The organism is Pelomonas dachongensis (assembly GCF_043555865.1).
GTDB classification, from domain to species: Bacteria; Pseudomonadota; Gammaproteobacteria; order Burkholderiales; family Burkholderiaceae_C; genus Pelomonas; species Pelomonas dachongensis.
Genome location: NZ_JBIGHY010000001.1, coordinates 521,208 through 545,471, shown reverse-complemented (window position 1 = coordinate 545,471; position 24,264 = coordinate 521,208). Strand labels below are relative to the sequence as shown.

Below are 24,264 nucleotides of genomic sequence, written 5' to 3'. Positions count from 1 at the left end.
CCATTCGGGGGGGAGGCCCCCCAAGCGCGTGAAGTCTTCACATCACAGCCACGGTAGGCTGCGAACAATGCGTATCAGCCCTTACAACGGTGCCCGCATCATGAAAGCCCTGATCCTCGCTGCCACCCTCGTTGCCCTGAGTTTCCAAGCCACCGCCGGAGCCGCGCAGGACGCGCAGGTCGCGGCCGTGGCGGATGCCCGTGCCACCACGGTCATGGCGGACGCAGGACGCCTGGGTTCGGCCAGCCTGTCGGCGCTGAATGCCAGCCGTTGGGACACGGTGCGGCCGCAAGCTGCGGCCGAGGGGTCGCCGCTGGACGCGTTCGTGCCGAACGTCGATGCGGGCACGCTGCTGGTTAGCATCGCCGTGCTGGCGTTCGCGCTGTCGCGCCCCGTCAGCCGCGTGCTGCGCCGCCAGGCCCAGCAACGCCGCGCCACGGCGCTGGCCGCCACGCTACCCCACGAGACGCAGCGCTAAGTTCAGATCGACAACGGATCGACGTCCACCGCCCAGCGCAACACCGCCTTGTGATCGCGCTTCAGCGCGATCAGCGCCGGCACCCAGCTGCGCAGGAAGGTCTGCAGCCGACCACGCTGCGACGCCTCCACCAACATCTGCATCCGCTCAACGTCCGCCACGCGCGCCACCGCGTGCGGCACCGGCGGGTAGACCAGTACGTTCTCGCCGTGCATCAGTTCGGCGGCGGCGCTCAGGAAGGCCTTGGCGGCCTCGGCTGTGCGCGCCTCGGCCCGCAGCAGCGCCAGATGCGCAAACGGCGGCAGGCCGGCCGACTGGCGCTCGGCCAACTGGTCCTTGGCGAAGCGCACGTAGTCATGCCGCGCCAACGCCTGGTACAGCGCATGGTCGCGATGCCAGGTCTGCACCCACATCTCGCCGGGTGACGCGCCCCCTGCGTCTTGTTCGGCATCACGCCCCGCCCGGCCAGCGGCCTGCATCAGCAGTGCGAACAGGCGCTCCGGGGCGCGGAAGTCACTGCTGAACAGCGCGCCGTCCGGGTTCACGGCCGCGACGAAGCGGATGCGCCGGAAGTCGTGCCCTTTGGTGACCATCTGTGTGCCGACAAGGATGTCCACCTCCCCGTCATGCACGGCCTTCAGCTGCGCCTCCAGCTCGCCTTTGCGGCGTGTGGAGTCGGCGTCGATGCGAAGCACGCGCGCGCCGGGCAGCGCCTCGGCCAGTTGCTCCTCCAGCCGCTCCGTCCCCCGCCCGATGGGCGCGATGTCGTGGTTCCCACAGTTCGGGCAGGCTCGGGGCACGCGCTCGGTGAAGCCGCAGTGGTGGCAGCGCAGCGTGCGATCGCGCTTGTGGAAAACGCGCCAGGCGCTGCAGTGCGGGCAATCGCTCTTCCACTGGCATTCGCCGCAGTGCAGCACCGGGGCATAGCCGCGCCGGTTCAGGAACACGAGGCTTTGTTCGCCGCGGTCCAACCGCGCCTTCAGCTCGGCCAGCAAGGGTGCGGTCAGCGCGGTGGTCACGCCCGCCGACGGCGGCAGCGCCTTCATGTCGAACAGCCTGACGCGCGGCAATGCACCGCCGCCGATGCGGCTGGCCAGCGTCAACCGCTCGTAGCGGCCGGACTCGGCATGCTGCCAGCTCTCCAGCGAAGGCGTCGCCGATCCCAGGACGACGGGGACCTTCAGATCGTGGGCGCGCCAGACGGCGAGGTCGCGTGCCGAGTAGCGCGCGCCGTCCTGCTGCTTGTAAGACGGGTCGTGCTCCTCGTCGACGACGATGAGTCCCAGGTCGGGCAGCGATGCGAACACCGCCAGCCGCGTGCCCAGCACCAGCCGCGCCCGCCCCAGATGGGCGGCCAGCCAGTTCTGCAACCGCTGCGCGGGGGTGAGGCCGCTGTGCAACGACACGATGGCCAGCGGCTGCGGCAGCAGCGCGGCGAAGCGCTCCGTGAAGCGCGCCTCCAGCTGTGGCGTCAGGTTGATCTCGGGCACCAGCACCAGCACCTGCCGACCGGCGGCGAGCGCCGCCTCGGCGGCGCGCAGGTAGACCTCGGTCTTGCCGCTGCCCGTGACGCCGAACAGCAGCGCCGGCTTGATCGCCTCGGCGCCGGCGATCTGCGCCTGCAGCCGCTGGACCGCCAGGGCCTGCTCCGGCGCCAGGTCAGGCCGCACGGGCGGGGCCACCGCGGCGCTGGCTGGCTTGCGGTCCAGCTTGCGCAGCCGCGCGGCCAGTTGCTCGGGCGACAGTTCGCGCAACTGCGGTGGCAACACGGCGCTGGCCAGTTCACCGACCGAGCGCTGGTAGTAGCCGGCCGCGAAGTCCAGCAGACGGCACCACTCATCGTTCAGGGGTGGCAACGCGTCGAACACCGCCGCCACGGACTTCAGCGCAAAGCCCGGATCGGGCTGCGACTCGCTCGGCCAGACGATGCCCAGCAACTCGCGCTTGCCCAGCGGCACCCGCACCAGCGAGCCCGGCGTGAGCGCCCGCTCACTGGCGTAGTCAAGCGGACCCGCGAGGCCGCTGTGCTGGGGCGCATCAACGGCCACCTGCAGCGTCACGCTGCCCGCTGGCTCAGCCATGTCTCACTCCACGCTGTTTGTGAAGTGCAGGCTCAGCAAGACGCCGCAAGTTCATGATTTGCAAGGGATCTGGGGTTGCCCACAATTTCTGTGGATAAGTTTGTGAGCAAATCGGATCGTGCCCCAGGGCCGCGCCTCGTCGCTGCCGCAGAGCCCCCGAAATGGCGCCCCGTCGGCTTCCGCAAGACCCTTGAAAAATCAACCACTTAGAAGCGCACCGGGAAAACGCGTATTTGCACCGCACCAATCGTCAATGCGTCCGCCCGCATCCCAATATTTGGGGATAAGTCGGCAGGGAACGTGCAGATCTGACGACCCGTCAAAGCCCCGCGCGGAGCCTGCGCGAGTGGCTGTGAACCTCGTCCACCAGGGCCGTCACGCTGTCCGGCGGCGTGAACTGGCTGATGCCGTGGCCCAGGTTGAAGATGTGACCGGCGTGCGGGCCGAAGCTGTCGAGTACGCGGCGGGCCTCGGCCCGCACGGCCTCGGGCGGTGCGAACAGCACGTTGGGGTCCAGGTTGCCCTGCAGCGCGACGCGATCGCCCACGCGCGCGCGGGCAGCGCCGAGGTTGGCCGTCCAGTCCAGGCCCACGACGTCGGCACCGGCATCGGCGATCTCGTCCAGCCACAGGCCACCGCCCTTGGTGAACAGGATGCGCGGGATACGCACACCGTCGTGCTCGGTCTTCACGGCCGCCAGCACTTGGCGCGAATAGGCCAGGCTGAACTGCTGGAAGGCACCGTCCGCCAGCACGCCGCCCCAGGAGTCGAACACCATGACGGCCTGTGCGCCGGCTTCGATCTGGGCGTTCAGGTAGGCGGCGACCGCGCGCGCGTTGATGTCCAGTATGCGGTGCATCAGGTCGGGGCGCGCGTACATCAGGCTCTTGACCAGCCGGTAGTCATCCGAGCCGCCACCCTCCACCATGTAGCAGGCCAGCGTCCACGGGCTGCCGGAGAAGCCGATCAGCGGCACGCGGCCGTTGAGTGCGCGGCGGATGGAAGTGACCGCGTCGAACACATAGCGCAGCTTGTCCATGTCCGGCACTTCGAGTGCTGCCACGGCCGCCTCGTCGCGCACGACCTTCGCGAACTTGGGACCCTCGCCCTGCTGGAACGACAGGCCCAGGCCCATCGCGTCGGGCACGGTCAGGATGTCGCTGAACAGGATGGCCGCGTCCAGCGGGTAGCGCTCCAGCGGCTGCAGCGTGACCTCCGTGGCGTAGTCGGTGTTCGTGGCCAGCCCCATGAAGCTGCCGGCCTTGGCCCGCGTGTCGCGGTACTCCGGCAGGTAGCGGCCGGCCTGGCGCATCAGCCAGACAGGCGTGTGGTCAGTCGGCTGGCGCAGGCAGGCGCGCAGGAAGGTGTCGTTTTGCAGCGGCGAGAACATCGCTAAATTATCGACGCTGAGTCCATCCGCTGCTCGGGAACGACGCTTGCCGGTGGCGGCTCAACCTTTTGCCGGAAATGCACGCTATGAAAAAGATGCTCGTCGCCCTGTTTGCCGCCCTGAGCCTGTCCGGCTGCGGCTACAACCAGTTCCAGTCGCTGGACGAGCAGGTGGCCGCGAGCTGGAGCGAGGTGCTGAGCCAGTACCAGCGCCGTGCGGACCTCATTCCCAACATCGTCAACACGGTCAAGGGCGAGGCCAACTTCGAGCAGGAGACGCTGACCCGCGTCGTCGAGGCGCGCGCCCGGGCCACCGCCGTGCAGGTCACGCCGGAGCTGGTCAACGATGCCGAAGCCTTGAAGAAATTCCAGGCCGCGCAGGGCGAGTTGAGCAGCGCTCTGTCGCGGCTGCTGGTCGTCACCGAGAACTACCCCAACCTGAAGGCCAACCAGGGCTTCCAGGACCTGCGCGTGCAACTTGAAGGCACGGAGAACCGCATCACCGTGGCGCGCAACCGCTACATCCAGTCGGTGGCGGCGTACAACGTGCACACGCGCAGCTTCCCGAACAACCTGACCGCGATGGTCTTCGGCTACAAGGCCAAGCCCAACTTCACGGTGCAGAACGAGGCCGCCATCACGACCGCGCCGACGGTGGACTTCGGCCCGGCTCGGCCGGCCTCCGCTGGCACCTCGCAGTGACCGCGTGATGCGCTGGCTGACCGCCTTGCTGCTGCTGATCGCAGCGGCCTGCGTCCATGCCCAGGAGGTGCAGACCGTGCCGGCACTGAGTGCGCGTGTCATCGATCAGACCGCCACGCTCGACGCCACCCAGCGCCAGGCCCTGGAGGACCGGCTGGCTGCCTACGAGCAGGCGTCCGGCCCGCAAATCGTGGTGTTGATGGTCGCCACGACGGCGCCCGAAGACATTGCCGCCTATGCACAACGTGTGGCAGACCAGTGGAAGATCGGCCGCCGCGCGGTGGGTGACGGGCTGCTGATCGTCGTCGCCAAGAACGACCGCCGGATGCGAATCGAGGTGGCCAAGGGGCTGGAAGGCGCCGTGCCGGACCTGGCCGCGCGGCAGATCATCGACGCGGCGATGAAGCCCGCTTTTCAGGCCGGTGACTACGCCGGTGGACTGCAGGCCGCCCTCGACAAGCTGCAGGCACGCATCGCCGGCGAAGGCCTGCCCGCGCCTGCGCCGCCGTCCAGAGCGGACGATGACTTCGGCTTTCAGGACCTGGGCTTGTTGTTCTTCATCGGCGTGCCGGTCGTCGGCATGCTGCTGACCGGCATGCTGGGCCGCAAGCTCGGAAGCCTGGCGACGGCCGGCGCTGCCGGTGCAGCCGGCTGGGCGTTCGGCGGCGGCTTGGTCATGGCGGGCATGGCGGCCCTCGCGGCCCTGGTGCTCGTCGGGGTGCTGGGCATCGGCGCGGCGCGGGGCCGCTCGCGCGCGACGCGCCGGCATGGCGGGGTGTTCGTTCCGCCGGTCATCTTTGGTGGCAGCGGAGGTGGCGGTGGCTTCGGCGGCGGGGGCGGCTTCTCGTCCGGGGGTGGCGGCGATTTTGGTGGCGGCGGCGCCTCGGGGGACTGGTGATGGCGCGGCTCTCGTTGAAGCGGCTCCTCCGTCATCGCCTCTGGGACGAGGACGACGCCCGCCGTGCGCTGCCCGCCGAGGCCCTGGCCCGGCTGCAGCAACGCGTGGCTGACAGTGAGGCCCGGCACAGCGGCGAGATCCGCGTCTGCGTGGAGCCGAGCCTGCCGCTGAGCTACCTGTGGCGCGACGCGGATGCGCGCGAGCGGGCGATCACGATGTTCGCCAAGCTGCGGGTCTGGGACACCGAGCACAACAACGGCGTGCTGATCTATCTCCTGCTGGCTGAACACCGCATCGAGATCGTGGCCGACCGGGCGCTGGCACGTTGCGTGGACGCCTCGCACTGGCAGTCGCTGGTGGACGCGATGCGTGAGGCCTTCCGGGCCGGCCGTTTTGAACAAGGCCTGGAGGAGGCCATCGCCGCCGTGGACGCGCTGTTGGTGGCGCACTTCCCGCGTGACGCGCATGCCGCCGGACCGCGCCCCAACGAGCTACCCGACGCGCCGCTGCTCGGTGGAGCCCATGGCCATTGACGCGGGTTCACGCCTGACCAGGACAGCGCGCCCCTAACGCCCGGCAGGCCGTTCAGGCCAGCGACAGGCTCTGCCGTCCCACCCAACTCTCGCCCGCGGGCAGTTCGACCGGGCGGCCGACGCAGGCCGCCTCCACGCACAGCATCTCCGACCAGCCCTCGGGCGGCATGTCGGCCAGCTTGGCGCAGCGCTCGGGGCCGGGGTTCCAGATGACGGCGTCCTCGAAGCCCTGTTGGCGCACGATGACCTGGCGGCGGTCCTCGGCCACAAGCAGCGGCCGCTCCTTCACGCCGAAGTAGATGCGGTCCAGGTCCCGCACGCCCTTCTCGCCCGTCAGCAGCAGGTCCATGCGTTGCAGCGCCTCGGCCTGCTTGATGCTGTCGAAATAGCGCAGCCCGGCCAGGCCCTCGACGCTGACCGCGTCCAGATCCGCCACGCGCAGATAAGTGTGCAGCGCGGCAGTGAATTGCAGCGGCGCGTCGCCGGTGTTGTCGCAGGCCAGTTCGATGTCGATGCTGCGCCCGCCCACGCGCACGCTCAGCTCCAGCTCGAAGGCATGCGGCCAGATGGCGCGCGTGGCGTCGCTGTCGCGCAGGCGCAGCACGGCGAGCGCATCGTCCTTGCCCTGCTCCTGCTGCACCAATTTCCACGGCAGCGTGCGGGCAAAGCCGTGCTTGGGCAGCGGCCCGCGCTCGGCGAACTGCGGAAAGCACACCGGCACGCCACCCCGGATGGCCTTGCCGGGCGCGTACTCGCTGCGGGCGGACAGGTAGAGCTGCTCGGCGGCGCCGGCGGGCTTCCAGGACAACACGTGGCCGCCGTGAAGCGCGATGGTGGCGGAGGCGCCGTCGGGGGCGGTCAGCAGAACGGCATCGCGGGGATCAGACTGGTTCATGGCACATGCTGGACAGACAAAAGAAAAAGCCGCCCACTCAGGCGGCTGCTTGCAGCTTGGCGGATTATCAGCCGCCCAACTTCGCGGTAGTCGGCGGCTTTCCTGCTTCGTCGACCTTGCCATAGTGCGGCGACCGCGGGCCAAACAGCAGGCCGTTAGGGCTGCCTGCCCCCAACAGCCGCTGGCTGGCGAGACCGGCAATGGGGTGGCTGCGGTCGGTGGCCGACGCCACGATCTGCTCTACCAAAGCCTTCACCAGCAGCCCCACCAGGCCGCCCTGGCTGTTGTTGCCTTGCTCCGCGCTGGACGCGCTGGCCGCACCTTCCCACAGCACCTGGCTAGTGCGCAGGTCCACCATCTTCGCCTCCAACGTGACTGCCGTCTCGCTGTTGATGACGCGGTAGACCGAGCCGTAGCGCGTCACTTTCAGGTAGAGGCCGGCGTCGGCGCCGAAGATGTCGCGCAGTTTGGCAGCGTCGATGGCATGCGCCTCGTCTGCGGTGTGAACGCCGTTCTGCTTCAGCGTTTCATCGACCAGCGACACCGGCAGCACGTAGTAGCCGGACTCGGCGAGGGGCATGGTGACTTGCGCCAACACACTGGGCCTGGCCTGCACTTCCGGCGTCGCGTTCAGGGGTGGCAACACCAGGATGGATGCGGGCTTGGCAGCCTTGTAGGCCGTGTAGTCATACGGCTTGGGCGGTGTCGCGCATCCCTGCAGAACGAGCAGCGTGAAGGCGCCGGCGAGGGCATACGCCCTACGGCGCCACGACTGAAATGTCTGGCTCATGACAGTGATCTCCCTCAAATCTTTGATTGGCTTGCGGCCACCTCGGGCGGCATGGCGCCCTGGCTGCTCTTGGCCTTCAGCAGGAAGTCCACGTACGTCGTGGATTCCGGGAACTTGGCTCGCTCTGCCTCCAGCAGACGGCGGGCCGCCACATCGTCGCCCGTCTTGCTGTAGAGCATCGCCAGATGCGCGCGCATGCCGGGCGGCGTGACCGCACCTGTGGCCTCGTTCTTCTGCAATTGCGCTTCCAGCGCCAGAATCTGCGCGCCTGGCTCTGCACCATCAGACTTCATGTGCTGGTACAGCGCGGGCTGATAGCCTTCCCACTGATAGATCGGCTTGACTGGCTGCGCACATCCAACCAGCACCAGCGAGGCAATGAGGATCAAATGCTTCATCGGCGACCTCACCGCACGGGCTTCCATGCGCCGCTGTCCACACCGGCCGTAAGTGCGTTGACGGCTTCACGGATGGCCAGATCCAGCACCTTGCCATTGAGCGTGGCGTCGTAGCTGGCAGTGCTGCCGAAGCCGAGCACTTCGCGCTCGGACAGGCTGTACTCGCCGGCGCCTTGCACCGAATAGACGACCTCGGACGTGGCCGAGTTGACGATGTTCAGCGTGACCTTGGCGTAAGCGACCTGCGTCTTGCCCCGGCCCAGCACGCCGAATAGCTGCTTGTCGCCCACTTCCTTGCGACCGAACTCGCTGACCGCGCCCGTCACCAGGTAGTCCGCACCCTTGATGGCCTGAGCGCTCCCCTTGAACTGGGCTTCCTGCTTGGACTCGGCGAGATTCTCGCGGTCCAGCACGCTGAACCGGTTGGTCTGCTGCAGATGCGAGACGAGGATGGTCTTACTCTGGGCGCCGAGACGGTCGATGCCATCCGAGAAGATGCCGCGCTGATAGTTGCTGCGGTTGTCGAACTTGCCGACGGCGATGGGCGCCCGCGCCCCCTGATAGGCCGGCGCGGTCGCTGCGGCAACCTTGGGGACCTCGAGGGTTCGAGACTGCTCGGTCGTCGCGCAAGCGCTCAGGACGGCGATCAGCGCAACAACGCCCAGTCGGCTGTTCGTGATATTCAATGTTTTCATGGATCCTCCCTAGAACAAAAGCGGCGCGAGTGTAGCGATGCGCCATGGGGCGTCTGACCCAGGCCCATGCAGGAACAGCGGAACGATTACCGGAAAAAGCGAAAGGCGATGGGATCACTCCCATCGCCTTTCAGAGTCACCGCGAACTGGCTTCGCGACTTACTTCTTGCGGAACTTGCGCAGCGCCGCGATCTGGGCAGCCATGGCGGCGAACTCGCTCTGGGCCTTGGCAAAGTCGATGTCGCTCTTGGCGTTTTTCATCGCTTCCTCGGCCTGGGCCTTGGCCTCGCTGGCCTTGGCTTCGTCCAGGTCCTTGCCGCGGATGGCGGTGTCGGCCAGCACGGTCACGCGGTGCGGCTGCACTTCGAGGATGCCACCGGCGACGAAGACAAACTCTTCGCTGCCATCGGCACGCTCGATGCGCACAGCGCCCGGCTTGATGCGGGTGATCAGCGGCGTGTGCTGCGGCAGGATGCCGAGCTCGCCAGACTCGCCCGGCAGGGCGACGAACTTGGCCTCGCCCGAGAAGATCTGCTCTTCGGCGGAGACCACGTCGACGTGGAGGGTTGCCATGTTCAATCTTCCTTAGCGAATGTTGAAGAAGGTTCAGTAGCCGAGCAGTCGGGCGTCAGGGCAGGCGCCGCGCGGAGCTGGATTGGCGTCCAGCGAGCACGGCAACGCCGCATGGCGCCCGAATGCGAAGTCTTACTGAATCTTCTTCGCCTTTTCGAAGGCTTCGTCGATGGTGCCAACCATGTAGAAGGCCTGCTCCGGCAGGTGGTCGCACTCGCCGTTGACGATCATCTTGAAGCCGCGGATGGTTTCCTTCAGCGGCACGTACTTGCCCGGGGTGCCGGTGAACACTTCGGCGACGTGGAAGGGCTGCGACAGGAAGCGCTGGATCTTGCGGGCGCGAGCGACCGACAGCTTGTCTTCCGGCGACAGTTCGTCCATGCCCAGGATGGCGATGATGTCGCGCAGTTCCTTGTAGCGCTGCAGCACCTGCTGCACAGCACGGGTCGTCGAGTAGTGCTCTTCGCCAACGACGTTGGGGTCGATCTGGCGGCTGGTCGAGTCCAGCGGGTCCACGGCGGGGTAGATGCCCAGCGAGGCGATGTCACGCGACAGCACGACGGTGGCGTCCAAGTGGGCGAAGGTCGTGGCAGGCGACGGGTCGGTCAGGTCGTCCGCAGGCACGTACACGGCCTGGATGGACGTGATCGAGCCGACCTTGGTCGACGTGATGCGCTCCTGCAGGCGGCCCATTTCCTCGGCCAACGTCGGCTGGTAGCCCACGGCGGAAGGCATGCGGCCCAGCAGCGCGGACACTTCCGTGCCGGCCAGCGTGTAGCGGTAGATGTTGTCCACGAAGAAAAGCACGTCCTTGCCTTCGTCGCGGAACGACTCGGCGATGGTCAGGCCGGTCAGGGCCACGCGCAGACGGTTGCCCGGCGGCTCGTTCATCTGGCCGTAGACCATGGCGACCTTGGACTCTTCGAGGTTGTCCTGCTTCACGACGCCGGAGTCCGACATCTCGTGATAGAAGTCGTTGCCCTCGCGGGTGCGCTCACCCACGCCGGCAAACACGGACAGACCGCTGTGCGCCTTGGCGATGTTGTTGATGAGCTCCATCATGTTCACGGTCTTGCCGACGCCGGCGCCACCGAACAGGCCCACCTTGCCGCCCTTGGCGAACGGGCAGATCAGGTCGATCACCTTGATGCCGGTTTCCAGCAGGTCTTGCGACGGGCTCAGCTCGTCGTAGGCCGGTGCGGCGCGGTGGATGGAGGCGCTCAGCGTGGCAGAGACGGGGCCACGTTCGTCGATGGGGTTGCCCAGCACGTCCATGATGCGGCCCAGCGTGGCCTTGCCGACCGGCACCCGGATGGTGTCGCCGGTGTTGTAGACCTCGGTGCCGCGGCGCAGGCCGTCGGACGAACCCAGCGCGATGGTGCGAACCACGCCGTCACCCAGCTGCTGCTGGACTTCCAGGGTCAGGGCGGCGCCTTCCATCTTCAGCGCGTCGTAGACCTTGGGCATCTTGTCGCGCGGAAATTCCACGTCAACGACGGCGCCAATGCACTGAACGATCTTGCCGACTGCTTGAGTGTTAGCCATTTGTGCGTTCCTTCAATTCAAATCTTTGCGTGCCTGAACCCGATCAACCCACAGCGGCGGCGCCGCTGACGATTTCCGAGAGTTCCTTCGTGATCGCGGCCTGGCGGGTCTTGTTGTAGACCAGCTTCAGCTCGCCGATCAGCGTGCCGGCGTTGTCGGTGGCGGCCTTCATGGCCACCATGCGGGCGGACTGCTCGCTGGCCATGTTCTCCGCGACGGCCTGGTAGACCAGCGCCTCCGTGTAGCGCAGCAGCAGTTCGTCGATGACGGAGGCGGCGTCGGGCTCATAGATGTAGTCCCACGCGTGCTCGGCCTTGTTACCCGCCGACAGGTCTTCGGCCTTCAGCGGCAGCAGCTGCTGCACGACGACTTCCTGCTTCATCGTGTTGATGAAGCGGGTGTAGGCCAGATAGACCGCCGACAACTTGCCTTCGGCATACGCGTCCAGCAGCACCTTGACGGGGCCGATCAGCGACTCGATACGCGGCGCGTCGCCCAACTGCGTGACGTGAGCCACGACCTTGGCGCCGATACGGTTCATGAAGCTGAAGCCCTTGCCGCCGATGGCGACGACGTCGGTCTTCTGTCCCTGGCCTTCCAGATCCTTCAGCTTGGCCGTGGCGGCGCGCAGCAGGTTGGTGTTCAGACCACCGCACAGACCCTTGTCGGTCGTGACGACCACCATGCCGGCCGCCTTCGCGCCCTCGTTTTGCACGAGGAAGGGATGGCGGTACTCCGGATTGGCCTCACCCAGCGCGGCCGCGATCTGGCCGACCTTCTCGGCGTAGGGGCGAGCCGCACGCATCCGGTCCTGCGCCTTGCGCATCTTGGATGCGGCGACCATCTCCATCGCCTTGGTGATCTTCTTGGTGTTCTCGACCGACTTGATCTTGCCGCGGATTTCTTTGCTTGAAGCCATGCGAACTCCTAGTCAGTGCGGGGTTGAGTGTGGAGGCTCGGCCCCGCTGTTCCGTGGCTTCAGGCGAAGGACTTCTTGAAGGCCGTGATGGCGGCGTTCAGTTCAGCTTCCGCGTCCTTGTCCATCGCCTGCTTGGTCTCCAGGTTCTGGAGCAGCGCAGCGTGGCTGGTCTTCAGGAACTGATGCAGGCCGTGTTCGAAGGCCAGGACCTTCTTCACTTCGATGCTGTCCATGAAGCCCTTGTTGGCGGCGTACAGCGACGCGGCCATCAGCGAGATGGACAGGGGCGAGTACTGGGCCTGCTTCAGCAGTTCCGTCACGCGGGCACCGCGGTCCAGCTGCTTGCGAGTGGCTTCGTCCAGGTCGGAAGCGAACTGCGCGAACGCCGCCAGCTCACGGTACTGGGCCAGGTCGGTACGGATACCGCCGGACAGCGACTTGATCAGCTTGGTTTGCGCTGCACCACCGACGCGCGACACCGAGATACCGGCGTTGATGGCGGGGCGGATGCCGGCGTTGAACAGGCTGGTTTCCAGGAAGATCTGGCCGTCGGTGATCGAGATCACGTTCGTCGGCACGAAAGCGGACACGTCGCCAGCTTGCGTTTCGATGATCGGCAGCGCCGTCAGCGAGCCGGTCTTGCCCTTGACTTCACCCTTGGTGAAGGCTTCGACGTAGTCGGCGTTCACGCGAGCGGCGCGCTCCAGCAGGCGGCTGTGGAGGTAGAACACGTCGCCGGGGTAGGCTTCGCGGCCCGGCGGGCGGCGCAGCAGCAGCGAGACCTGGCGGTAAGCCACGGCCTGCTTGGACAGGTCGTCGTAAATGATCAGGGCGTCTTGACCGCGGTCGCGGAAGTACTCGCCCATCGTGCAGCCCGAGTAGGCCGACACGTACTGCATCGCGGCGGATTCAGAAGCCGACGCGGCCACGACGATGGTGTATTCCATCGCGCCGGCCTGCTCCAGCGAGCGCACCACGTTCTTGATCGACGACGCCTTCTGGCCGATGGCGACGTAGACGCAGGTCATGTTCTGACCCTTCTGGTTGATGATCGCGTCGATGGCGACGGCGGTCTTGCCCGTCTGACGGTCACCAATGATCAGTTCGCGCTGGCCGCGGCCGACCGGCACCATCGAGTCGATGGACTTCAGGCCGGTCTGCACCGGCTGGTCGACCGACTTGCGGGCGATCACGCCCGGGGCGACCTTCTCGATGACGTCGGTCATCTTGGCGTTGATCGGGCCCTTGCCGTCGATGGGCTCGCCCAGCGCGTTGACGACGCGACCGATCAGTTCGGGGCCGACCGGCACTTCCAGGATGCGGCCCGTGCACTTGACCGTGTCGCCTTCCGAGATGTGCTCGTAGGCACCCAGAATCACGGCGCCGACGGAGTCGCGCTCGAGGTTCAGGGCCAGACCGAAGGTCTGGGTGCCGTCGGCGGTGGCCGGGAATTCGAGCATTTCGCCCTGCATCACGTCCGACAGGCCGTGGACACGGACGATACCGTCCGAGACCGACACGACCGTGCCCTGGTTGCGGATGTCCGCGCTCGGGGCCAGGCCCTCGATACGGCTCTTGATCAGTTCAGAAATTTCTGCAGGGTTCAGTTGCATGTCGGTCTCCCGCCCTGGCGCCAAGGCGCCAGGTGGTTGGGTGTTTAGGCAATCAACGCGGTCTTCATGCGTTCCAGACGGGCACGCACGGAGGTGTCGAGCACTTCGTCGCCGACGGTGGCGCGCACGCCGCCGATCAGCGTCGGATCGACGCGCACGTCCAGCGTCAGCTTGCGACCGAAGCGCTTTTGCAGCACTTCGGTCAGCTCGCCGAGCTGGGCCGCGTCCAGCGGGTAGGCGCTCTCGACCACCGCCTCAGCAACGCCCAGGGCGCCGCTGGCCAGCGTGTGGAACTGCGCGACCGCGGCCGGCACAGCGTCGAGCCGGCGGTTCTCGACCACCGTCTGCAGGAAGTTGCGCACGCCGGGCAGCAGAGCCTGGCCCAGCTTCTTCTCGGCGACCTCGGCAGCCACGCCGACGACTTGGTCGGGCGCGACCTTGGGGTCTTCGGCGAACTGGCGCAGCGCGGCGTCACCCGCCACGGCAGCCAGGGCGTCGAGCTGAACGCGCCAGGCGATCAGATCGGCGTTGCGGGCAACCTGGAACAGCGCCTCCGCGTAGGGGCGGGCGATGGTGGCGAGTTCGGCCATGCTCAGAGCTCCTGCTTCAGACGCGCCAACAGATCGGCGTGGACGCCGGCGTTGACTTCCTTGTGCAGGATGGCTTCGGCGCCCTTCACGGCCAGCACGGCGACCTGCTCGCGCAGGGCCTCGCGGGCACGCACGACCTGCTGGTCGGCATCGGCCTTGGCCTGGGCAATGATCTTGGCTGCCTCGTCCTCGGCGCGCTTCTTGGCCTCTTCGACGATGGCTGCAGCGCGCTTTTCAGCGTCGCCAAGCAGCTTGGTCGATTCGGTGCGCGTTTGCGCCAGTTGGCTCTCGACGGCCTTGTTGGCCGACGCGAGTTCACTCTTGGCGCGATCAGCCGCGGCCAGGCCGTCGGCGATCTTGGCGGCGCGCTCGTCGAGCGCCTTGGCGATGACGGGCCAGATGAACTGGGCCGTCACCCATGCCAGGATCGCAAACGGGATCCACTGGATCCACAGTGTTGCGTTGATGTTCACGGCTTATCTCCTTTCAAGCCTGAAAGGGGCCGGTGATTACTTCGGCAGGTTGGCCAGGAACGTGGCGGCGAACGGGTTGGCGAACGCGAACAGCAGCGCGATGGCAACGCCGATCAGGAAAGCCGCGTCGATCAGGCCGGCCAAGATGAACATCTTGGTCTGCAGCTGGTTCATCAGTTCCGGCTGGCGAGCCGAGGACTCCAGGAACTTGCCGCCCATCAGCGCGATGCCGATGGAAGCGCCGATGGCGCCGAGGCCCACGATGATGCCGCAAGCCAGTGCAACCAGACCGAGGATGTCGTTCATTTGAATCTCCAGAGACAGTGAGGAAAAAAGGAAGGGGAAAAGGAAAGACCGGGGTCAGTGATGGTCGTGCGCCTGACCGATGTAGATCAGCGTGAGCATCATGAAGATGAACGCCTGCAGCACGATCACGAGGATGTGAAACAGCGTCCAGATCGTGCCGGCGACGACGTGGCCAAAAGCCATGCCCCAACCAGTCACGGTCATTGCGAAGGCGCCACCCATCAGCGCGATCAGCATGAAGACGAGTTCACCGGCAAACATGTTGCCGAACAGCCGCATACCGTGGGACACGGTCTTGGCCAGGAACTCGATCATCTGCATCAGGAAGTTGAACGGCCACAGCGCCCAGTGATTGCCGAACGGCGCGGCGATCAGTTCGTGGCCCCAGCCGCCCAGGCCCTTGATCTTGATGCTGTAGTAGATGCACAGCAGCAGCACGAAGGTGGACATGCCCAACGTCGTGGACAGGTCAGCGGTCGGCACGACGCGCAAGTAGTCACTGAAGCCGAGTGCCGGACCAGCCACATGCCAGGCCTGCGGTAGCGTGTCGACCGGGATCATGTCCATGAAGTTCATCAGGAAGATCCAGACGAACACCGTCAGCGCCAACGGGCCGACGAAGGCACGACTCTTGGCGTTGTTGATGACGCTCTTGGACTGGTTGTCGACCATCTCGAACAGGATCTCGACGGCCGCCTGGAAGCGCCCCGGCACGCCGGAGGTGGCCTTGCGCACGCCCAGCCACAGCAGGAACACGCCGAGGAAGCCCAACACGGTCGCGAACACCAGCGAGTCCAGGTTGTAGAGGCTGAAGTCGACGATGTCCTTCTGCTTCACGCTTTCGAACGCGAAGTTCTTCTGCAGATGCTGCAGATGGTGGGTGATGTACTCACCGGCGCTGGGCGCGTGCTGTTCGCTGCTCATCGTCTTTGTGACTCAATTCGTTCGTTGAACGGCCCGGCTCAACCACCACCAGGCCCCCAGATGCACTTTCAGGCACGCGATCAGCGCCACCAGCAAAGCCGGCCAGCTCAGATCCCGCACCAGCCACGCCGCCGCCACCAGGATGACGACCGCGAGGCCCACTTTGATCAGTTCCCACACGAGGAACGACAGGAGCGCCGCCTGAGCCTGAGCGACCGGACGACGCAGACCCCAGGCCATGAGGGCATGGGGCAGCACCACCGCAGCCGCACCCCAGACCGTGGAGCGCACCTGCTGCGCGGGCGCAGTGCCAAACAGCCACCACGCCAACGCCAACAAGCCGCCGACCACCGCCTGGAGAACCACCACACGCCAAGGCGAAAGCGGTTTCTCGCGCGCCATCAGGGATTGCACCTGCTGGGCGGTCCAGGGCGGCGCGGGCACGGAGTCGGGCGCTTCATCGTCCCAAGGGCCAACATGGGTGCTGGCAGGACGGGCCTTGTTGCTGGCAGTCATGTCGGCGTTGACGGGACGATGGGCGCCGACCCAAATGCCGGCCGGCAAAACCACGGGAGTATATGTGGAAACCCGTAGCTTCCCAAAATGCACCCGCCCGCCCCCGCGAGCGCGGGGGACTTTCTAGAGCCGGCAGCGCTGTGCGGGCAGGCCCGGCACGTCCACGCGCAACGTCAGCACGGCCCCGGCCCAGGGCTCCTGCGCCAACTCGTCGGCGGGCCGCTTGTCGCTGGCCGTCGTGATGAACAGCGTGCGGCGGTCGGCGCCGCCGAAGCACGGCATGGTCGGGCAGCGCACGGGCAGCGCGATGTCTTCCAGCAGCTCGCCATCCGGCGCATAACGCAGCAGTCGCTTGCCTTCGAACATCGCCACCCAATAGGCGCCGGACTCGTCCACGGCCGCGCCGTCCGGGCGACCGCCATAGGCCGACAGCGCCTGGCCCGCCGCGCGCGGCTCGAAGCGCGCGAACTCCACGGCGTCGCCCAGCACACCGGTCGTCACATCGAATGCATGACGCCAGACCGTGTGCGCCTTGGTGTCGCTGCGGTAGATCCAGCGGCCGTCCGGGCTCCAGGACAGCCCGTTGGACGTGACGATGCCCGCCAGTTGCGGCTCGGCGCCGCTGGCGCTGACCCGGTAGAGCGCAGCCTCGGGCTCGCGCGCATCGCTGAGCGCGCCGATCCAGAAGCGGCCGGCCGCATCGGGCTTGCCATCGTTGTAGCGCTGGCGGGCAGGGTCGTAGGGCGGCGCGGCCAGCCGCTGTATCTGCCCGTTGACCGTGTCCAGCGCCCACAGGCCGTCGCGGCGCGCGACGACCAGGCCGCCGCCCTCGCGCACGGCGATGCACGCGGGCTCCGACTCCTGCGGGAACACGTCGGGCACGTCGACGCCTGCACGCCAGCGCAACACCTGCCGGCCGGGAATATCGACGCTATAGAGCTGCTGCTCGTCGGGATGCCAGAGCGGCGATTCGCCCAGCAGGCAGCGGTGGGTGCCAAGGGGCTGAATGTCGTAGGAGGCGGTCATGCCTCCACTCTAGGCCGTTATCCGAAGTAACTCGGGCGGAAGCCGCCCAGCTCGGCCTTCAGGTAGTGCGCACCGGGGATAGGATTGAAATAGAAGGGCGGCACCTCCGCGAAGCCGAGGCTCTCGTACAGGCCGCGCGCGGCCTCCATGTCGTCCAGCGTGTCCAGCAGCATGCTGGAGTAGCCCGCCTCGGTCGCGCGGTCCATCAGCGCCTGCGCCAGCAGGCGGCCCAGGCCGAAGCGGCGGAAGGGCGGTCGCACGTACAGGCGCTTCATCTCGCAGGCGTTGGGGTAGTCGGCATCGGGCAGCGGGCGGAAGGCGCCGCTGCCTGCCACGGCACCGTCAACGAGGGCCAGCAGCATCAAGCCGCCAGGCGGTGCGTAGACGCCGGGCAGCGTCTGCAGTTCCTCGTCGAAACCCTGGAAGTCGAGGTCCACGTCGAGGCTTGCAGCGTAGTCGCGCAGGATGAGGCGTGTTTCCTGCCAGTCCTCGGCGGACTCGGGCGTGATGAGCTGGATATCGGGGCCGGCCATAGGCGGCGCAGTTTAGCCAGTGGGGTCAGGTCGCGAATCCCAAGACCACGCGGCGGGTCTTGGCGCTCTTCTTTTCAATCTTCGTCACCACGAGGGCGCCGATCTCCGCCGTGTTGGACACATGCGTGCCGCCACAGGGCTGCAAGTCCACGCCCTCCACTTCCAGCACACGGATGCGCCCCAGGCCGCGCGGCGGCTGCACGCTCATCGAGCGGACGAGGCCGGGGTTCGCGTCGAGCTCCTCCTCGCTGATCCAGCGATGGCGCACCGGATGCGCCTGGGCGACCAGGCGATCCAGCCCGGCCTGGATGGCGTTCTTGTCGAACGGCTCGTCGGTGTGGAAGTCCAGTCGCGCGTAGGACTCGGTGATGGAGCAGCCATCGACCGGGTACGGCAGCAGCGCGCACAACAAGTGCGTGGCGGTGTGGAAGCGGCGGTGGGCGTCGCGGCGGGCGGCGTCGACCTGCACGCAGACGGCTGAGCCAATGTGCGGCAGCGCCTCGCCGTCGATCAGGTGGACGATGGTGCGGGGCTGCTCCTTGCTCTTGCGGGTGTCGGTCACGCGCCAGCGCTGCTCGCCGTCCACCAGCCAGCCTGCATCCCCTGCCTGGCCGCCCCCCAGCGGATAGCAGACCGTGCGGTCCAGCATCACGCCACCCTCACCATGCCCAGTCACGCGCGCATCGCACTGCAGCAGCGTGGCGTCTTCGCGGAACAGTTCTTCGGTCATCACAACCTCACCTGTCCGTGGATCAGTGGCGTCACGTCGCCGCCAATCCAGGTCGCTTCGGCGTCGCGCACCACATGCACGCGGCCGGCACGGCCCAGAGCGGCGCCCTGGGCCGCGACATAGCGGTCACTTGCCAGCCCCGCCTGCTGCAGCCACAGCGCCAGGCCGGCGTTGAGGCTGCCTGTGACGGGGTCTTCCGGCACGCCCAGATCGGGCACGAAGGCGCGCACTTCGAACTGGCATTCGCTGTCAGGCGGATGGGCGCCGACGACGCCAAGCTTGAGGCCTTGCATGGCGGCGAAGTCGGGCCGTAGTGCGAGCACGCTGGCCGCGTCCGCCAGGCGGGCCGCCAGCCAGCCCGGCCCGTTGTCGCACCACACCAGATCCAGCAACGCCTCGGGCGCGATGCGCAGCGACGCGATGACCTGCGCACGCTCCGCCTCACCGACCGGGCCGCTGCGCTTCAGCGGCGGAGCGGCGAAGGCCAGCCGTGCGCCGTCGCGCTTCACGCGCACCAGGCCGATGGCGCATTGCTGCACCACCTCGCCGGGCTTCTTGACGTCGCCGCCGCTGGCCAGAAAGGCGTGTGCACTGCCCAGCGTCGGATGTCCGGCAAACGGCAGCTCGCCGCCAGGCGTGAAGATGCGCACGCGGTAGTCGGCCGCCGGGTCGGTAGGCGGCAGCAGGAAGGTGGTCTCGGACAGGTTGGTCCAGCGCGCGAAGGCCGCCATCTCGTCGTCGGACAGGCCGGCGCCGTCAATGACGACGGCCAGCGCGTTGCCCTTCAGCGGCTGGGCGGTGAAGACGTCGACCTGGGCAAAGCGGCGAAGTTGCGTCATGGCTGCATCTCCCGGCCTGCACCACGTCCTGCGAGGCGGGACCGCGTTTGCCGAGGGCGGCGCGGCACGGCGCTCATGGCGCGTGCTCCATCGCCGGCTCCAGCGCCTCGTGCAGCAGGCGGCCCAGCTTGGCGACGCCCTCGTGGATGAGGTCGGGCGTCAGCGTGACGAAGCTCAGGCGCAGCGTACGCGGGTCGGGCTGATGCGCATAGAAGGCGGCACCGGGCACGTAGGCCACGCCGGCGTCCACCGCGCGCGGCAGCAGCGCCATCGCGTCCAGGCCCGCGGGCAGGCGGATCCAGAAGAACATGCCGCCCTGCGGCGACTGCCACTCGCAGCCCGGCGGCAGGTGCTCGCGCAGCGCCACGGCCATCGCGTCGCGGTTGGCCTTGTAGCGCGCGCGGATGGACGGCACGTGGCCGTCCAGGAAGCCGTCCTTCACGACCTCGTGCACCACTCGCTGGTTGAAGCCCGGCGTGTGCAGGTCGGCGGCCTGCTTGGCCTGCAGCAGCTTGGGGTACAGCTCGGCCGGCGCAATGACGTAGCCCAGCCGGAAGCCCGGCGTCAGCACCTTGGAGAACGAGCCCATGTACAGCGAGCCCTCGGGCCACAGGCTGGACAGCGCGGCCGGCGGCGGCTCGTCGAACCACAGGTCGCCGTAGGGGTTGTCCTCGACGATGGGCACACCGGCACGCCGCGACGCTTCGACGACCTCGGCGCGGCGCTGGGCGCCCATCACGCGGCCGGTAGGGTTCTGGTAGTTGGGCAGCAAGTAGCTGAAGCGCGTGCCCGGTGCGTCGTGCGGCAGGGCCGCAATGGCCTCGGGGCGTGGACCCTGCTCGTCGCTGGCCAGGCTGGCGAACAAAGGCTCGAACGGCGTGAATGCCTGCAGCGCGCCGAGGTACGTGGGCGTCTCGACGGCCACCGGCGCGCCGGCGTCGCAGAGGATCTTGCCGACCAGGTCCAGCCCCTGCTGCGAGCCGCTGGTGATGAGCACCTGGTCGGGGTTCACGTTCATGCCCAATGAAGCGACCCGCCCGGCCACCCACTCGCGCAGCGGCGCATAGCCCTCGCTGGAAGCGTACTGCAGCGCCTCGCGCGGCGAGTGCGTCAGCACCCGGTCGCAGGCAGCCTTGATGGCGTCGACCGGGAAGGTGTCCGCGCTGGGCAGGCCGCCGGCCATGGACAGGATGCCCGGCTTCTCGGTGACCTTGAGGATCTCTCGGATGATGGACGGATTCATGCGCGCGGCACGCCGCGCCTGGGTCCAGACGGTGGTCATAGCTTGTCTCGGAATTTCTTGAAGGAGTCAGCCTAGCATCCAGTCGACCGCCGCACGGGCCTGCAGGTCGGTGGAATCGAACAGGGGCAGTGCCGCCTCAGAGCCGGCCGGCAACAACAGCCCCAGCTCGGTGCAGCCCAGGATGACAGCCTGCGCACCGCGGTCGGCCAGCGCCGCGATCTGCGCACGCAGCAGCTCGCACGACACCGGCTCGACCCGGCCCGCACACAGCTCGTCGTAGATGACCCGGTGCAGCTCGGCCCGGCCTCGCTCGTCGGGCACGATGGCCTCGACGCCGAAGCGCTGCCACAGGCGGTCGCGGTAGAAGCCCTGCTCCATCGTGAAGCGCGTGGCCAGCAGTCCGGCGCGCCTCACACCGGCGGCGCGCAAGGCCTCGGCGGTGGCATCGACGATGTGCAGCACCGGCAGGCCGGCGGCGCGCTCGACCTCGCTGGCCACCAGATGCATCGTGTTCGTCGCAATCAGCAGCGCCTCAGCGCCTGCACGGCGCAGGCCTGCGGCGGCATCGCCCAGCACCTGCGCGGCTTCGGCCCACTGGCCCGCCGACTGCATCGCGGCGATGGGCGCGAAGTCCACGCTGTGCAGCACCAGCTGTGCGCTGTGCAGGCCGCCCAGTCGCGCCGCGACGCCGCGGTTCAGCAACGCGTACAGATGCTGGGTGGAGGCCCAGCTCATGCCGCCCAGCACGCCCAGCGTCTTCATCAGGCGCCCGCCAGGGTCAGGCCACGCGCCGGCGCGGGCCGCCGCTGTGGCGCCGGTTGCAGCAACTGGAACGCTGCCGTGGGCCAGCCCTCCACGACGGCCTCGCGGCCGGCGGCCAGCGTCAGGCCCTCGCCCGCGTCCAGCCAGTGGTCCGCACCGCCGCCGCGCAGCGTCAGCCACAGCCGGCCGTGCGTCACCTGCAACCGGCGCGGCGCGCGGGCGGCGGCCAGCGTCAGTGCCTGGCCGGCGGCCAGCCGCGTCGTGAATCCATCGTCCATGCTCGTCTCCTCAGTTCACCCGCTGCCGCTTGCCCAGCCATACCACGCCCAGCACGGCCGCTGCAAAGACAACGGTCATCGCGTCTAGCTGCTCGCCCAGCAGGGGCACCGCGAACAGCATCGACAAGAAGGGTTGCAGCACCTGCACCTGGCTGACACGCAGCGTGCCGCCCAGCGCCAGCCCGCGGTACCAAGCGAAGAACCCGATCCACATCGACACCAGCGACACATAGGCAAAGCCCATCCACGCGGAGGCCGCCACCGGCTCGACCGGCCGCGTCAGCACGGCCAGCGGCAGGGTGATGGGCAGGCTGATGACCAGCACCCAGCAGATCACCTGCTCGGCGCTGAAGCTGTCCGACAAGCGTGCGCCACTGATGTAGCCCGCCGATGCACAGACCACCGCGCCGAGCAGCAGCCCGTCGGCCACCTCCAGGCCGCCCGCGCCGCGCCAGGCCGCGAAACCCACCACCAGCGCCAGGCCGAGCAGCGCAAAGGCCCAGAAGCCGAGGCTGGGCCGCTGGCGCAACACCAGCGCGCCGATGACGGCTGTGGCCAGCGGCAGCACGCCGGACACGACGGACGCGTGCACCGCGTCCACATGCCGCACGGCGTAGCCCAGCAGCAGGGGCCAGCCGAACACAACGCCCCCGGCGGTGAACGCCAGCAAGCCCCACTCGCGCCCGCGCGGCCGGCGTGCACCGGTCAGCAGCAAATAGGCCATCGACAGCAGCCCCGCCACCGCCGCGCGCCCGAAGGCGACAAAGGCTGGGTCCAGCTGCGGCGCCGCCTCGCTGCCGCCCGCCAGCCGCGTCATCGGGATGCTGAGCGCGAACATCACGACACCCGCCAAGCCAAGCAGCAGGCCCCGCGTGGTGTCGGACGTCGACGTCGTCGACAGCGTGGAGGATGAAGTGGCTAATCCTGACATGAGTCCAGTCTAGGCACAGCAACCAATACAGCACCAGTACAGTCAGCCACTCACATCACGATTCTGTATCGCCATGCCCACCGGTACACCCACCCCACTGCTGCGCGGCGCCAGCCAGCCGCTGGCCGGCCAGCTGGCCGAGCGCTACGCCCAGCGCATCCGCGAACGCCTGCTGCTGCCGGGCGCCCGCCTGCCGTCGGTGCGGGAGTGCGCGCGCCAGCACGGCGTCAGCCCGCACACGGTGGTCGCCGCGTACGACCAGCTGCAGGCGGCCGGCCTGCTGGAGGCGCGCCGCCAGCGCGGCTTCTTCGTGCGCGAATCCCGGCCTGCCACCTCACGCAGCGCACGGCCCGCCACGACCCAGACGCGCCAGGCCCCAATGGACGCCACCGCGCTGATCCGCGGCATGTTCGAGGCCGACGCTGCGCGCTCGCCGGGCCTGGGCACGCTGCCGGCCGACTGGCTGGACCCGGCGCTGCTGCAGTCAGCGCTGCGCCGGCTGGGTCAGGGCGACAACGGCGACGGCCTGCAGGTCAGCTACGGCGACCCCAGCGGCGACGCGCGGCTGCGCGACGCGCTGTCGCACCGGCTGGCCGACCTGGGCATCCATGCCAGCCCGGCGCAGATCCTGACCACCAATGGCGCCACGCATGCGCTGGACCTGCTGATCCGCACGCAGCTGCAGCCCGGCGACGCCGTGCTGGTGGACGACCCGGGCTGGGCCATCATGTTTGCGCGCCTCACGCAGGCCGGCGTGCGCCTGCTGCCCGTTCCGCGCAGCGCGCAGGGGCCCGACCTGGACGTGCTGGCCGCGCTTGCAGCGCAGCACGTGCCGCGCGCCTACCTGACCGTGTCGGTGCTGCACAACCCCACCGGCCACAGCCTCAACCTGGCCGGTGCGCACAAGCTGCTGCGGCTGGCAGACGAGCTGGATTTCCACATCGTTGAGGACGACAGCTACGGCTTCCTCGCGCCCGAGCACCTGCCGCGGCTGGCGGCGCTGGACGGCCTGCGCCGCGTGACTTACGTGTCGGGCTTCTCCAAGGTGCTGACGCCCGCCTGGCGCGTGGGCTACCTGGCCGCCGCGCCCGAAAAGCTGGCCGCGCTGACCGACACCAAGTTGCTGGACGGCTTGACCAGCTCACCCGTGCTGGAGCGCGCCGTGGCGCTGTGCATGGAGCAGGGCCGCCTGCGCCGCCATGCGCAGCGGCTGCGTGAGCGGCTGGCACAGGGCCGCCAGCGCGTGGCGGCGCTGGCCGCGCGCCAGGGCTTCACATGGGCGGCGCCGCCGGACGGCCTGTTCGGCTGGCTGGACGTCGGCGTAGACAGCGAGCGCCTGGCCCAGCCGCTGCTGGACGCCGGCTGGCTGACGGCACCCGGCGCGCTGTTCAGCGCGACACGCGCGCCGGGCTCGCTGATGCGCATCAACATGGCCACGTCGCAGGACCCGGCGTTCTGGCGCGCGCTGCGCGCGGCGGTGGACCGGTCGACGCGCAGCCCCGGCTAGCGGCCCTCAGTAACTACCCTGGGGAACGCCACAAAGTTCTCGCTGCGCGGGAGTTGCTGGCTTTCAGCAAGCTGACCACCCTCACAATCCGGCCGCT

Annotated in this window: 28 protein-coding genes; 5 read left to right on the top strand and 23 right to left on the bottom strand. The window is 68.1% G+C overall.

Annotation, left to right across the window (positions count from 1 at the left end; all coding sequences use genetic code 11):
* Window positions 1-100 precede the first annotated feature (100 nt).
* The gene (locus ACG02S_RS02680) at window positions 101-478 is read left to right on the top strand and encodes a hypothetical protein (RefSeq protein ID WP_394468894.1); all 378 of its coding nucleotides are present in this window, start codon (window positions 101-103) and stop codon (window positions 476-478) included.
* A 2-nt stretch (window positions 479-480) separates the two neighbouring features.
* Here the strand turns inward: ACG02S_RS02680 and ACG02S_RS02675 are convergent, their stop codons facing one another.
* Both ACG02S_RS02675 and hemE read right to left on the bottom strand, forming a co-directional pair.
* Window positions 481-2,559 carry a primosomal protein N' gene (locus ACG02S_RS02675; protein ID WP_394468893.1) on the bottom strand — a complete coding sequence of 693 codons (2,079 nt, stop codon included), beginning with the start codon at window positions 2,557-2,559 and terminating at the stop codon, window positions 481-483.
* Between the two features lie 319 nt (window positions 2,560-2,878).
* On the bottom strand, window positions 2,879-3,949 hold the full coding sequence (hemE, locus tag ACG02S_RS02670; protein WP_394468892.1) for a uroporphyrinogen decarboxylase: 1,071 nt from the start codon (window positions 3,947-3,949) through the stop codon (window positions 2,879-2,881).
* 86 nt (window positions 3,950-4,035) lie between these two features.
* Here hemE and ACG02S_RS02665 point away from each other — a divergent pair, with 86 nt between their 5' ends.
* From ACG02S_RS02665 to ACG02S_RS02655, 3 genes are read left to right on the top strand one after another with little or no spacing between them, the layout of a single operon-like run.
* Window positions 4,036-4,650 carry a LemA family protein gene (locus ACG02S_RS02665; RefSeq protein WP_394468891.1) on the top strand — a complete coding sequence of 205 codons (615 nt, stop codon included), beginning with the start codon at window positions 4,036-4,038 and terminating at the stop codon, window positions 4,648-4,650.
* 7 nt (window positions 4,651-4,657) lie between these two features.
* Window positions 4,658-5,548: a TPM domain-containing protein gene (locus ACG02S_RS02660; RefSeq protein ID WP_394468890.1), complete on the top strand. Its 891-nt coding sequence runs from the start codon at window positions 4,658-4,660 to the stop codon at window positions 5,546-5,548.
* Window positions 5,548-6,081, top strand: a complete 534-nt coding sequence (locus ACG02S_RS02655) for a TPM domain-containing protein (protein ID WP_394468889.1) — start codon at window positions 5,548-5,550, stop codon at window positions 6,079-6,081. Before ACG02S_RS02660 ends, ACG02S_RS02655 begins: the two co-directional genes overlap by 1 nt.
* Before the next feature lie 52 nt (window positions 6,082-6,133).
* On the opposite strand, the gene ACG02S_RS02650 is transcribed toward ACG02S_RS02655, so the two are convergent.
* The 21 genes from ACG02S_RS02650 to ACG02S_RS02550 all read right to left on the bottom strand — a co-directional run bounded on the left by ACG02S_RS02650 (window position 6,134) and on the right by ACG02S_RS02550 (window position 22,660).
* Complete coding sequence (locus ACG02S_RS02650) at window positions 6,134-6,976, bottom strand: D-hexose-6-phosphate mutarotase (protein WP_394468888.1); 843 nt, start codon at window positions 6,974-6,976, stop codon at window positions 6,134-6,136.
* Between the two features lie 67 nt (window positions 6,977-7,043).
* A complete protein-coding gene (locus tag ACG02S_RS02645) occupies window positions 7,044-7,766 on the bottom strand; it encodes a DUF799 domain-containing protein (RefSeq protein ID WP_394468887.1) in 723 nt (240 codons plus the stop codon).
* Between the two features lie 14 nt (window positions 7,767-7,780).
* On the bottom strand, window positions 7,781-8,164 hold the full coding sequence (locus tag ACG02S_RS02640) for a DUF4810 domain-containing protein (RefSeq protein ID WP_394468886.1): 384 nt from the start codon (window positions 8,162-8,164) through the stop codon (window positions 7,781-7,783).
* 8 nt (window positions 8,165-8,172) lie between these two features.
* The gene (locus ACG02S_RS02635) at window positions 8,173-8,859 is read right to left on the bottom strand and encodes a CsgG/HfaB family protein (protein WP_394468885.1); all 687 of its coding nucleotides are present in this window, start codon (window positions 8,857-8,859) and stop codon (window positions 8,173-8,175) included.
* Window positions 8,860-9,018: 159 nt separating this feature from the next.
* On the bottom strand, window positions 9,019-9,432 hold the full coding sequence (locus ACG02S_RS02630; protein ID WP_394468884.1) for a F0F1 ATP synthase subunit epsilon: 414 nt from the start codon (window positions 9,430-9,432) through the stop codon (window positions 9,019-9,021).
* 132 nt (window positions 9,433-9,564) lie between these two features.
* Entirely contained in the window at window positions 9,565-10,977 is a 1,413-nt protein-coding gene (gene atpD, locus ACG02S_RS02625; protein ID WP_394468883.1) for a F0F1 ATP synthase subunit beta, read from the bottom strand.
* Window positions 10,978-11,020: 43 nt separating this feature from the next.
* Window positions 11,021-11,896 carry a F0F1 ATP synthase subunit gamma gene (atpG, locus tag ACG02S_RS02620; protein ID WP_394468882.1) on the bottom strand — a complete coding sequence of 292 codons (876 nt, stop codon included), beginning with the start codon at window positions 11,894-11,896 and terminating at the stop codon, window positions 11,021-11,023.
* A gap of 59 nt (window positions 11,897-11,955) precedes the next feature.
* Window positions 11,956-13,509 (bottom strand): F0F1 ATP synthase subunit alpha, encoded by a 1,554-nt coding sequence (gene atpA / locus ACG02S_RS02615; protein ID WP_394468881.1) that lies wholly within the window; start codon window positions 13,507-13,509, stop codon window positions 11,956-11,958.
* 44 nt (window positions 13,510-13,553) lie between these two features.
* Window positions 13,554-14,099: a F0F1 ATP synthase subunit delta gene (locus ACG02S_RS02610; protein ID WP_394468880.1), complete on the bottom strand. Its 546-nt coding sequence runs from the start codon at window positions 14,097-14,099 to the stop codon at window positions 13,554-13,556.
* 2 nt (window positions 14,100-14,101) lie between these two features.
* Window positions 14,102-14,572 carry a F0F1 ATP synthase subunit B gene (locus ACG02S_RS02605; protein ID WP_394468879.1) on the bottom strand — a complete coding sequence of 157 codons (471 nt, stop codon included), beginning with the start codon at window positions 14,570-14,572 and terminating at the stop codon, window positions 14,102-14,104.
* 36 nt (window positions 14,573-14,608) lie between these two features.
* Complete coding sequence (gene atpE, locus ACG02S_RS02600; RefSeq protein ID WP_394468878.1) at window positions 14,609-14,878, bottom strand: F0F1 ATP synthase subunit C; 270 nt, start codon at window positions 14,876-14,878, stop codon at window positions 14,609-14,611.
* A 54-nt stretch (window positions 14,879-14,932) separates the two neighbouring features.
* Window positions 14,933-15,802, bottom strand: a complete 870-nt coding sequence (gene atpB, locus ACG02S_RS02595; protein WP_394468877.1) for a F0F1 ATP synthase subunit A — start codon at window positions 15,800-15,802, stop codon at window positions 14,933-14,935.
* Between the two features lie 12 nt (window positions 15,803-15,814).
* On the bottom strand, window positions 15,815-16,318 hold the full coding sequence (locus ACG02S_RS02590; protein WP_394468876.1) for an ATP synthase subunit I: 504 nt from the start codon (window positions 16,316-16,318) through the stop codon (window positions 15,815-15,817).
* Window positions 16,319-16,441: 123 nt separating this feature from the next.
* Complete coding sequence (locus tag ACG02S_RS02585) at window positions 16,442-17,344, bottom strand: SMP-30/gluconolactonase/LRE family protein (protein WP_394468875.1); 903 nt, start codon at window positions 17,342-17,344, stop codon at window positions 16,442-16,444.
* Between the two features lie 17 nt (window positions 17,345-17,361).
* Window positions 17,362-17,877 (bottom strand): GNAT family N-acetyltransferase, encoded by a 516-nt coding sequence (locus ACG02S_RS02580; protein WP_394468874.1) that lies wholly within the window; start codon window positions 17,875-17,877, stop codon window positions 17,362-17,364.
* Window positions 17,878-17,902: 25 nt separating this feature from the next.
* On the bottom strand, window positions 17,903-18,610 hold the full coding sequence (locus ACG02S_RS02575; RefSeq protein WP_394468873.1) for an alanyl-tRNA editing protein: 708 nt from the start codon (window positions 18,608-18,610) through the stop codon (window positions 17,903-17,905).
* The gene (locus ACG02S_RS02570) at window positions 18,607-19,446 is read right to left on the bottom strand and encodes a PhzF family phenazine biosynthesis protein (protein WP_394468872.1); all 840 of its coding nucleotides are present in this window, start codon (window positions 19,444-19,446) and stop codon (window positions 18,607-18,609) included. The genes ACG02S_RS02575 and ACG02S_RS02570 overlap by 4 nt, the downstream gene beginning before the upstream one ends.
* A gap of 73 nt (window positions 19,447-19,519) precedes the next feature.
* Window positions 19,520-20,728 (bottom strand): aminotransferase-like domain-containing protein, encoded by a 1,209-nt coding sequence (locus ACG02S_RS02565; protein WP_394468871.1) that lies wholly within the window; start codon window positions 20,726-20,728, stop codon window positions 19,520-19,522.
* A 27-nt stretch (window positions 20,729-20,755) separates the two neighbouring features.
* The gene (locus ACG02S_RS02560; RefSeq protein ID WP_394468870.1) at window positions 20,756-21,451 is read right to left on the bottom strand and encodes an aspartate/glutamate racemase family protein; all 696 of its coding nucleotides are present in this window, start codon (window positions 21,449-21,451) and stop codon (window positions 20,756-20,758) included.
* On the bottom strand, window positions 21,451-21,729 hold the full coding sequence (locus ACG02S_RS02555; protein WP_394468869.1) for a DUF2917 domain-containing protein: 279 nt from the start codon (window positions 21,727-21,729) through the stop codon (window positions 21,451-21,453). The genes ACG02S_RS02560 and ACG02S_RS02555 overlap by 1 nt, the downstream gene beginning before the upstream one ends.
* A 10-nt stretch (window positions 21,730-21,739) precedes the next feature.
* The gene (locus tag ACG02S_RS02550; RefSeq protein ID WP_394468868.1) at window positions 21,740-22,660 is read right to left on the bottom strand and encodes a DMT family transporter; all 921 of its coding nucleotides are present in this window, start codon (window positions 22,658-22,660) and stop codon (window positions 21,740-21,742) included.
* 73 nt (window positions 22,661-22,733) lie between these two features.
* On the opposite strand from ACG02S_RS02550, the gene ACG02S_RS02545 reads away from it, so the two are divergent.
* Window positions 22,734-24,167, top strand: a complete 1,434-nt coding sequence (locus ACG02S_RS02545; protein WP_394468867.1) for an aminotransferase-like domain-containing protein — start codon at window positions 22,734-22,736, stop codon at window positions 24,165-24,167.
* The last annotated feature ends 97 nt before the right edge of the window (window positions 24,168-24,264 follow it).

Bases quoted from the DNA above. Each gene is read 5' to 3' on its own strand.
- ACG02S_RS02680 (WP_394468894.1), top strand. From the start codon at position 101: ATGAAAGCCCTGATCCTCGCTGCCACCCTCGTTGCCCTGAGTTTCCAA.
- ACG02S_RS02675 (WP_394468893.1), bottom strand. From the start codon at position 2,559: ATGGCTGAGCCAGCGGGCAGCGTGACGCTGCAGGTGGCCGTTGATGCG.
- hemE (WP_394468892.1), bottom strand. From the start codon at position 3,949: ATGTTCTCGCCGCTGCAAAACGACACCTTCCTGCGCGCCTGCCTGCGC.
- ACG02S_RS02665 (WP_394468891.1), top strand. From the start codon at position 4,036: ATGAAAAAGATGCTCGTCGCCCTGTTTGCCGCCCTGAGCCTGTCCGGC.
- ACG02S_RS02660 (WP_394468890.1), top strand. From the start codon at position 4,658: ATGCGCTGGCTGACCGCCTTGCTGCTGCTGATCGCAGCGGCCTGCGTC.
- ACG02S_RS02655 (WP_394468889.1), top strand. From the start codon at position 5,548: ATGGCGCGGCTCTCGTTGAAGCGGCTCCTCCGTCATCGCCTCTGGGAC.
- ACG02S_RS02650 (WP_394468888.1), bottom strand. From the start codon at position 6,976: ATGAACCAGTCTGATCCCCGCGATGCCGTTCTGCTGACCGCCCCCGAC.
- ACG02S_RS02645 (WP_394468887.1), bottom strand. From the start codon at position 7,766: ATGAGCCAGACATTTCAGTCGTGGCGCCGTAGGGCGTATGCCCTCGCC.
- ACG02S_RS02640 (WP_394468886.1), bottom strand. From the start codon at position 8,164: ATGAAGCATTTGATCCTCATTGCCTCGCTGGTGCTGGTTGGATGTGCG.
- ACG02S_RS02635 (WP_394468885.1), bottom strand. From the start codon at position 8,859: ATGAAAACATTGAATATCACGAACAGCCGACTGGGCGTTGTTGCGCTG.
- ACG02S_RS02630 (WP_394468884.1), bottom strand. From the start codon at position 9,432: ATGGCAACCCTCCACGTCGACGTGGTCTCCGCCGAAGAGCAGATCTTC.
- atpD (WP_394468883.1), bottom strand. From the start codon at position 10,977: ATGGCTAACACTCAAGCAGTCGGCAAGATCGTTCAGTGCATTGGCGCC.
- atpG (WP_394468882.1), bottom strand. From the start codon at position 11,896: ATGGCTTCAAGCAAAGAAATCCGCGGCAAGATCAAGTCGGTCGAGAAC.
- atpA (WP_394468881.1), bottom strand. From the start codon at position 13,509: ATGCAACTGAACCCTGCAGAAATTTCTGAACTGATCAAGAGCCGTATC.
- ACG02S_RS02610 (WP_394468880.1), bottom strand. From the start codon at position 14,099: ATGGCCGAACTCGCCACCATCGCCCGCCCCTACGCGGAGGCGCTGTTC.
- atpE (WP_394468878.1), bottom strand. From the start codon at position 14,878: ATGAACGACATCCTCGGTCTGGTTGCACTGGCTTGCGGCATCATCGTG.
- atpB (WP_394468877.1), bottom strand. From the start codon at position 15,802: ATGAGCAGCGAACAGCACGCGCCCAGCGCCGGTGAGTACATCACCCAC.
- ACG02S_RS02590 (WP_394468876.1), bottom strand. From the start codon at position 16,318: ATGACTGCCAGCAACAAGGCCCGTCCTGCCAGCACCCATGTTGGCCCT.
- ACG02S_RS02585 (WP_394468875.1), bottom strand. From the start codon at position 17,344: ATGACCGCCTCCTACGACATTCAGCCCCTTGGCACCCACCGCTGCCTG.
- ACG02S_RS02580 (WP_394468874.1), bottom strand. From the start codon at position 17,877: ATGGCCGGCCCCGATATCCAGCTCATCACGCCCGAGTCCGCCGAGGAC.
- ACG02S_RS02570 (WP_394468872.1), bottom strand. From the start codon at position 19,446: ATGACGCAACTTCGCCGCTTTGCCCAGGTCGACGTCTTCACCGCCCAG.
- ACG02S_RS02565 (WP_394468871.1), bottom strand. From the start codon at position 20,728: ATGACCACCGTCTGGACCCAGGCGCGGCGTGCCGCGCGCATGAATCCG.
- ACG02S_RS02560 (WP_394468870.1), bottom strand. From the start codon at position 21,451: ATGAAGACGCTGGGCGTGCTGGGCGGCATGAGCTGGGCCTCCACCCAG.
- ACG02S_RS02555 (WP_394468869.1), bottom strand. From the start codon at position 21,729: ATGGACGATGGATTCACGACGCGGCTGGCCGCCGGCCAGGCACTGACG.
- ACG02S_RS02550 (WP_394468868.1), bottom strand. From the start codon at position 22,660: ATGTCAGGATTAGCCACTTCATCCTCCACGCTGTCGACGACGTCGACG.
- ACG02S_RS02545 (WP_394468867.1), top strand. From the start codon at position 22,734: ATGCCCACCGGTACACCCACCCCACTGCTGCGCGGCGCCAGCCAGCCG.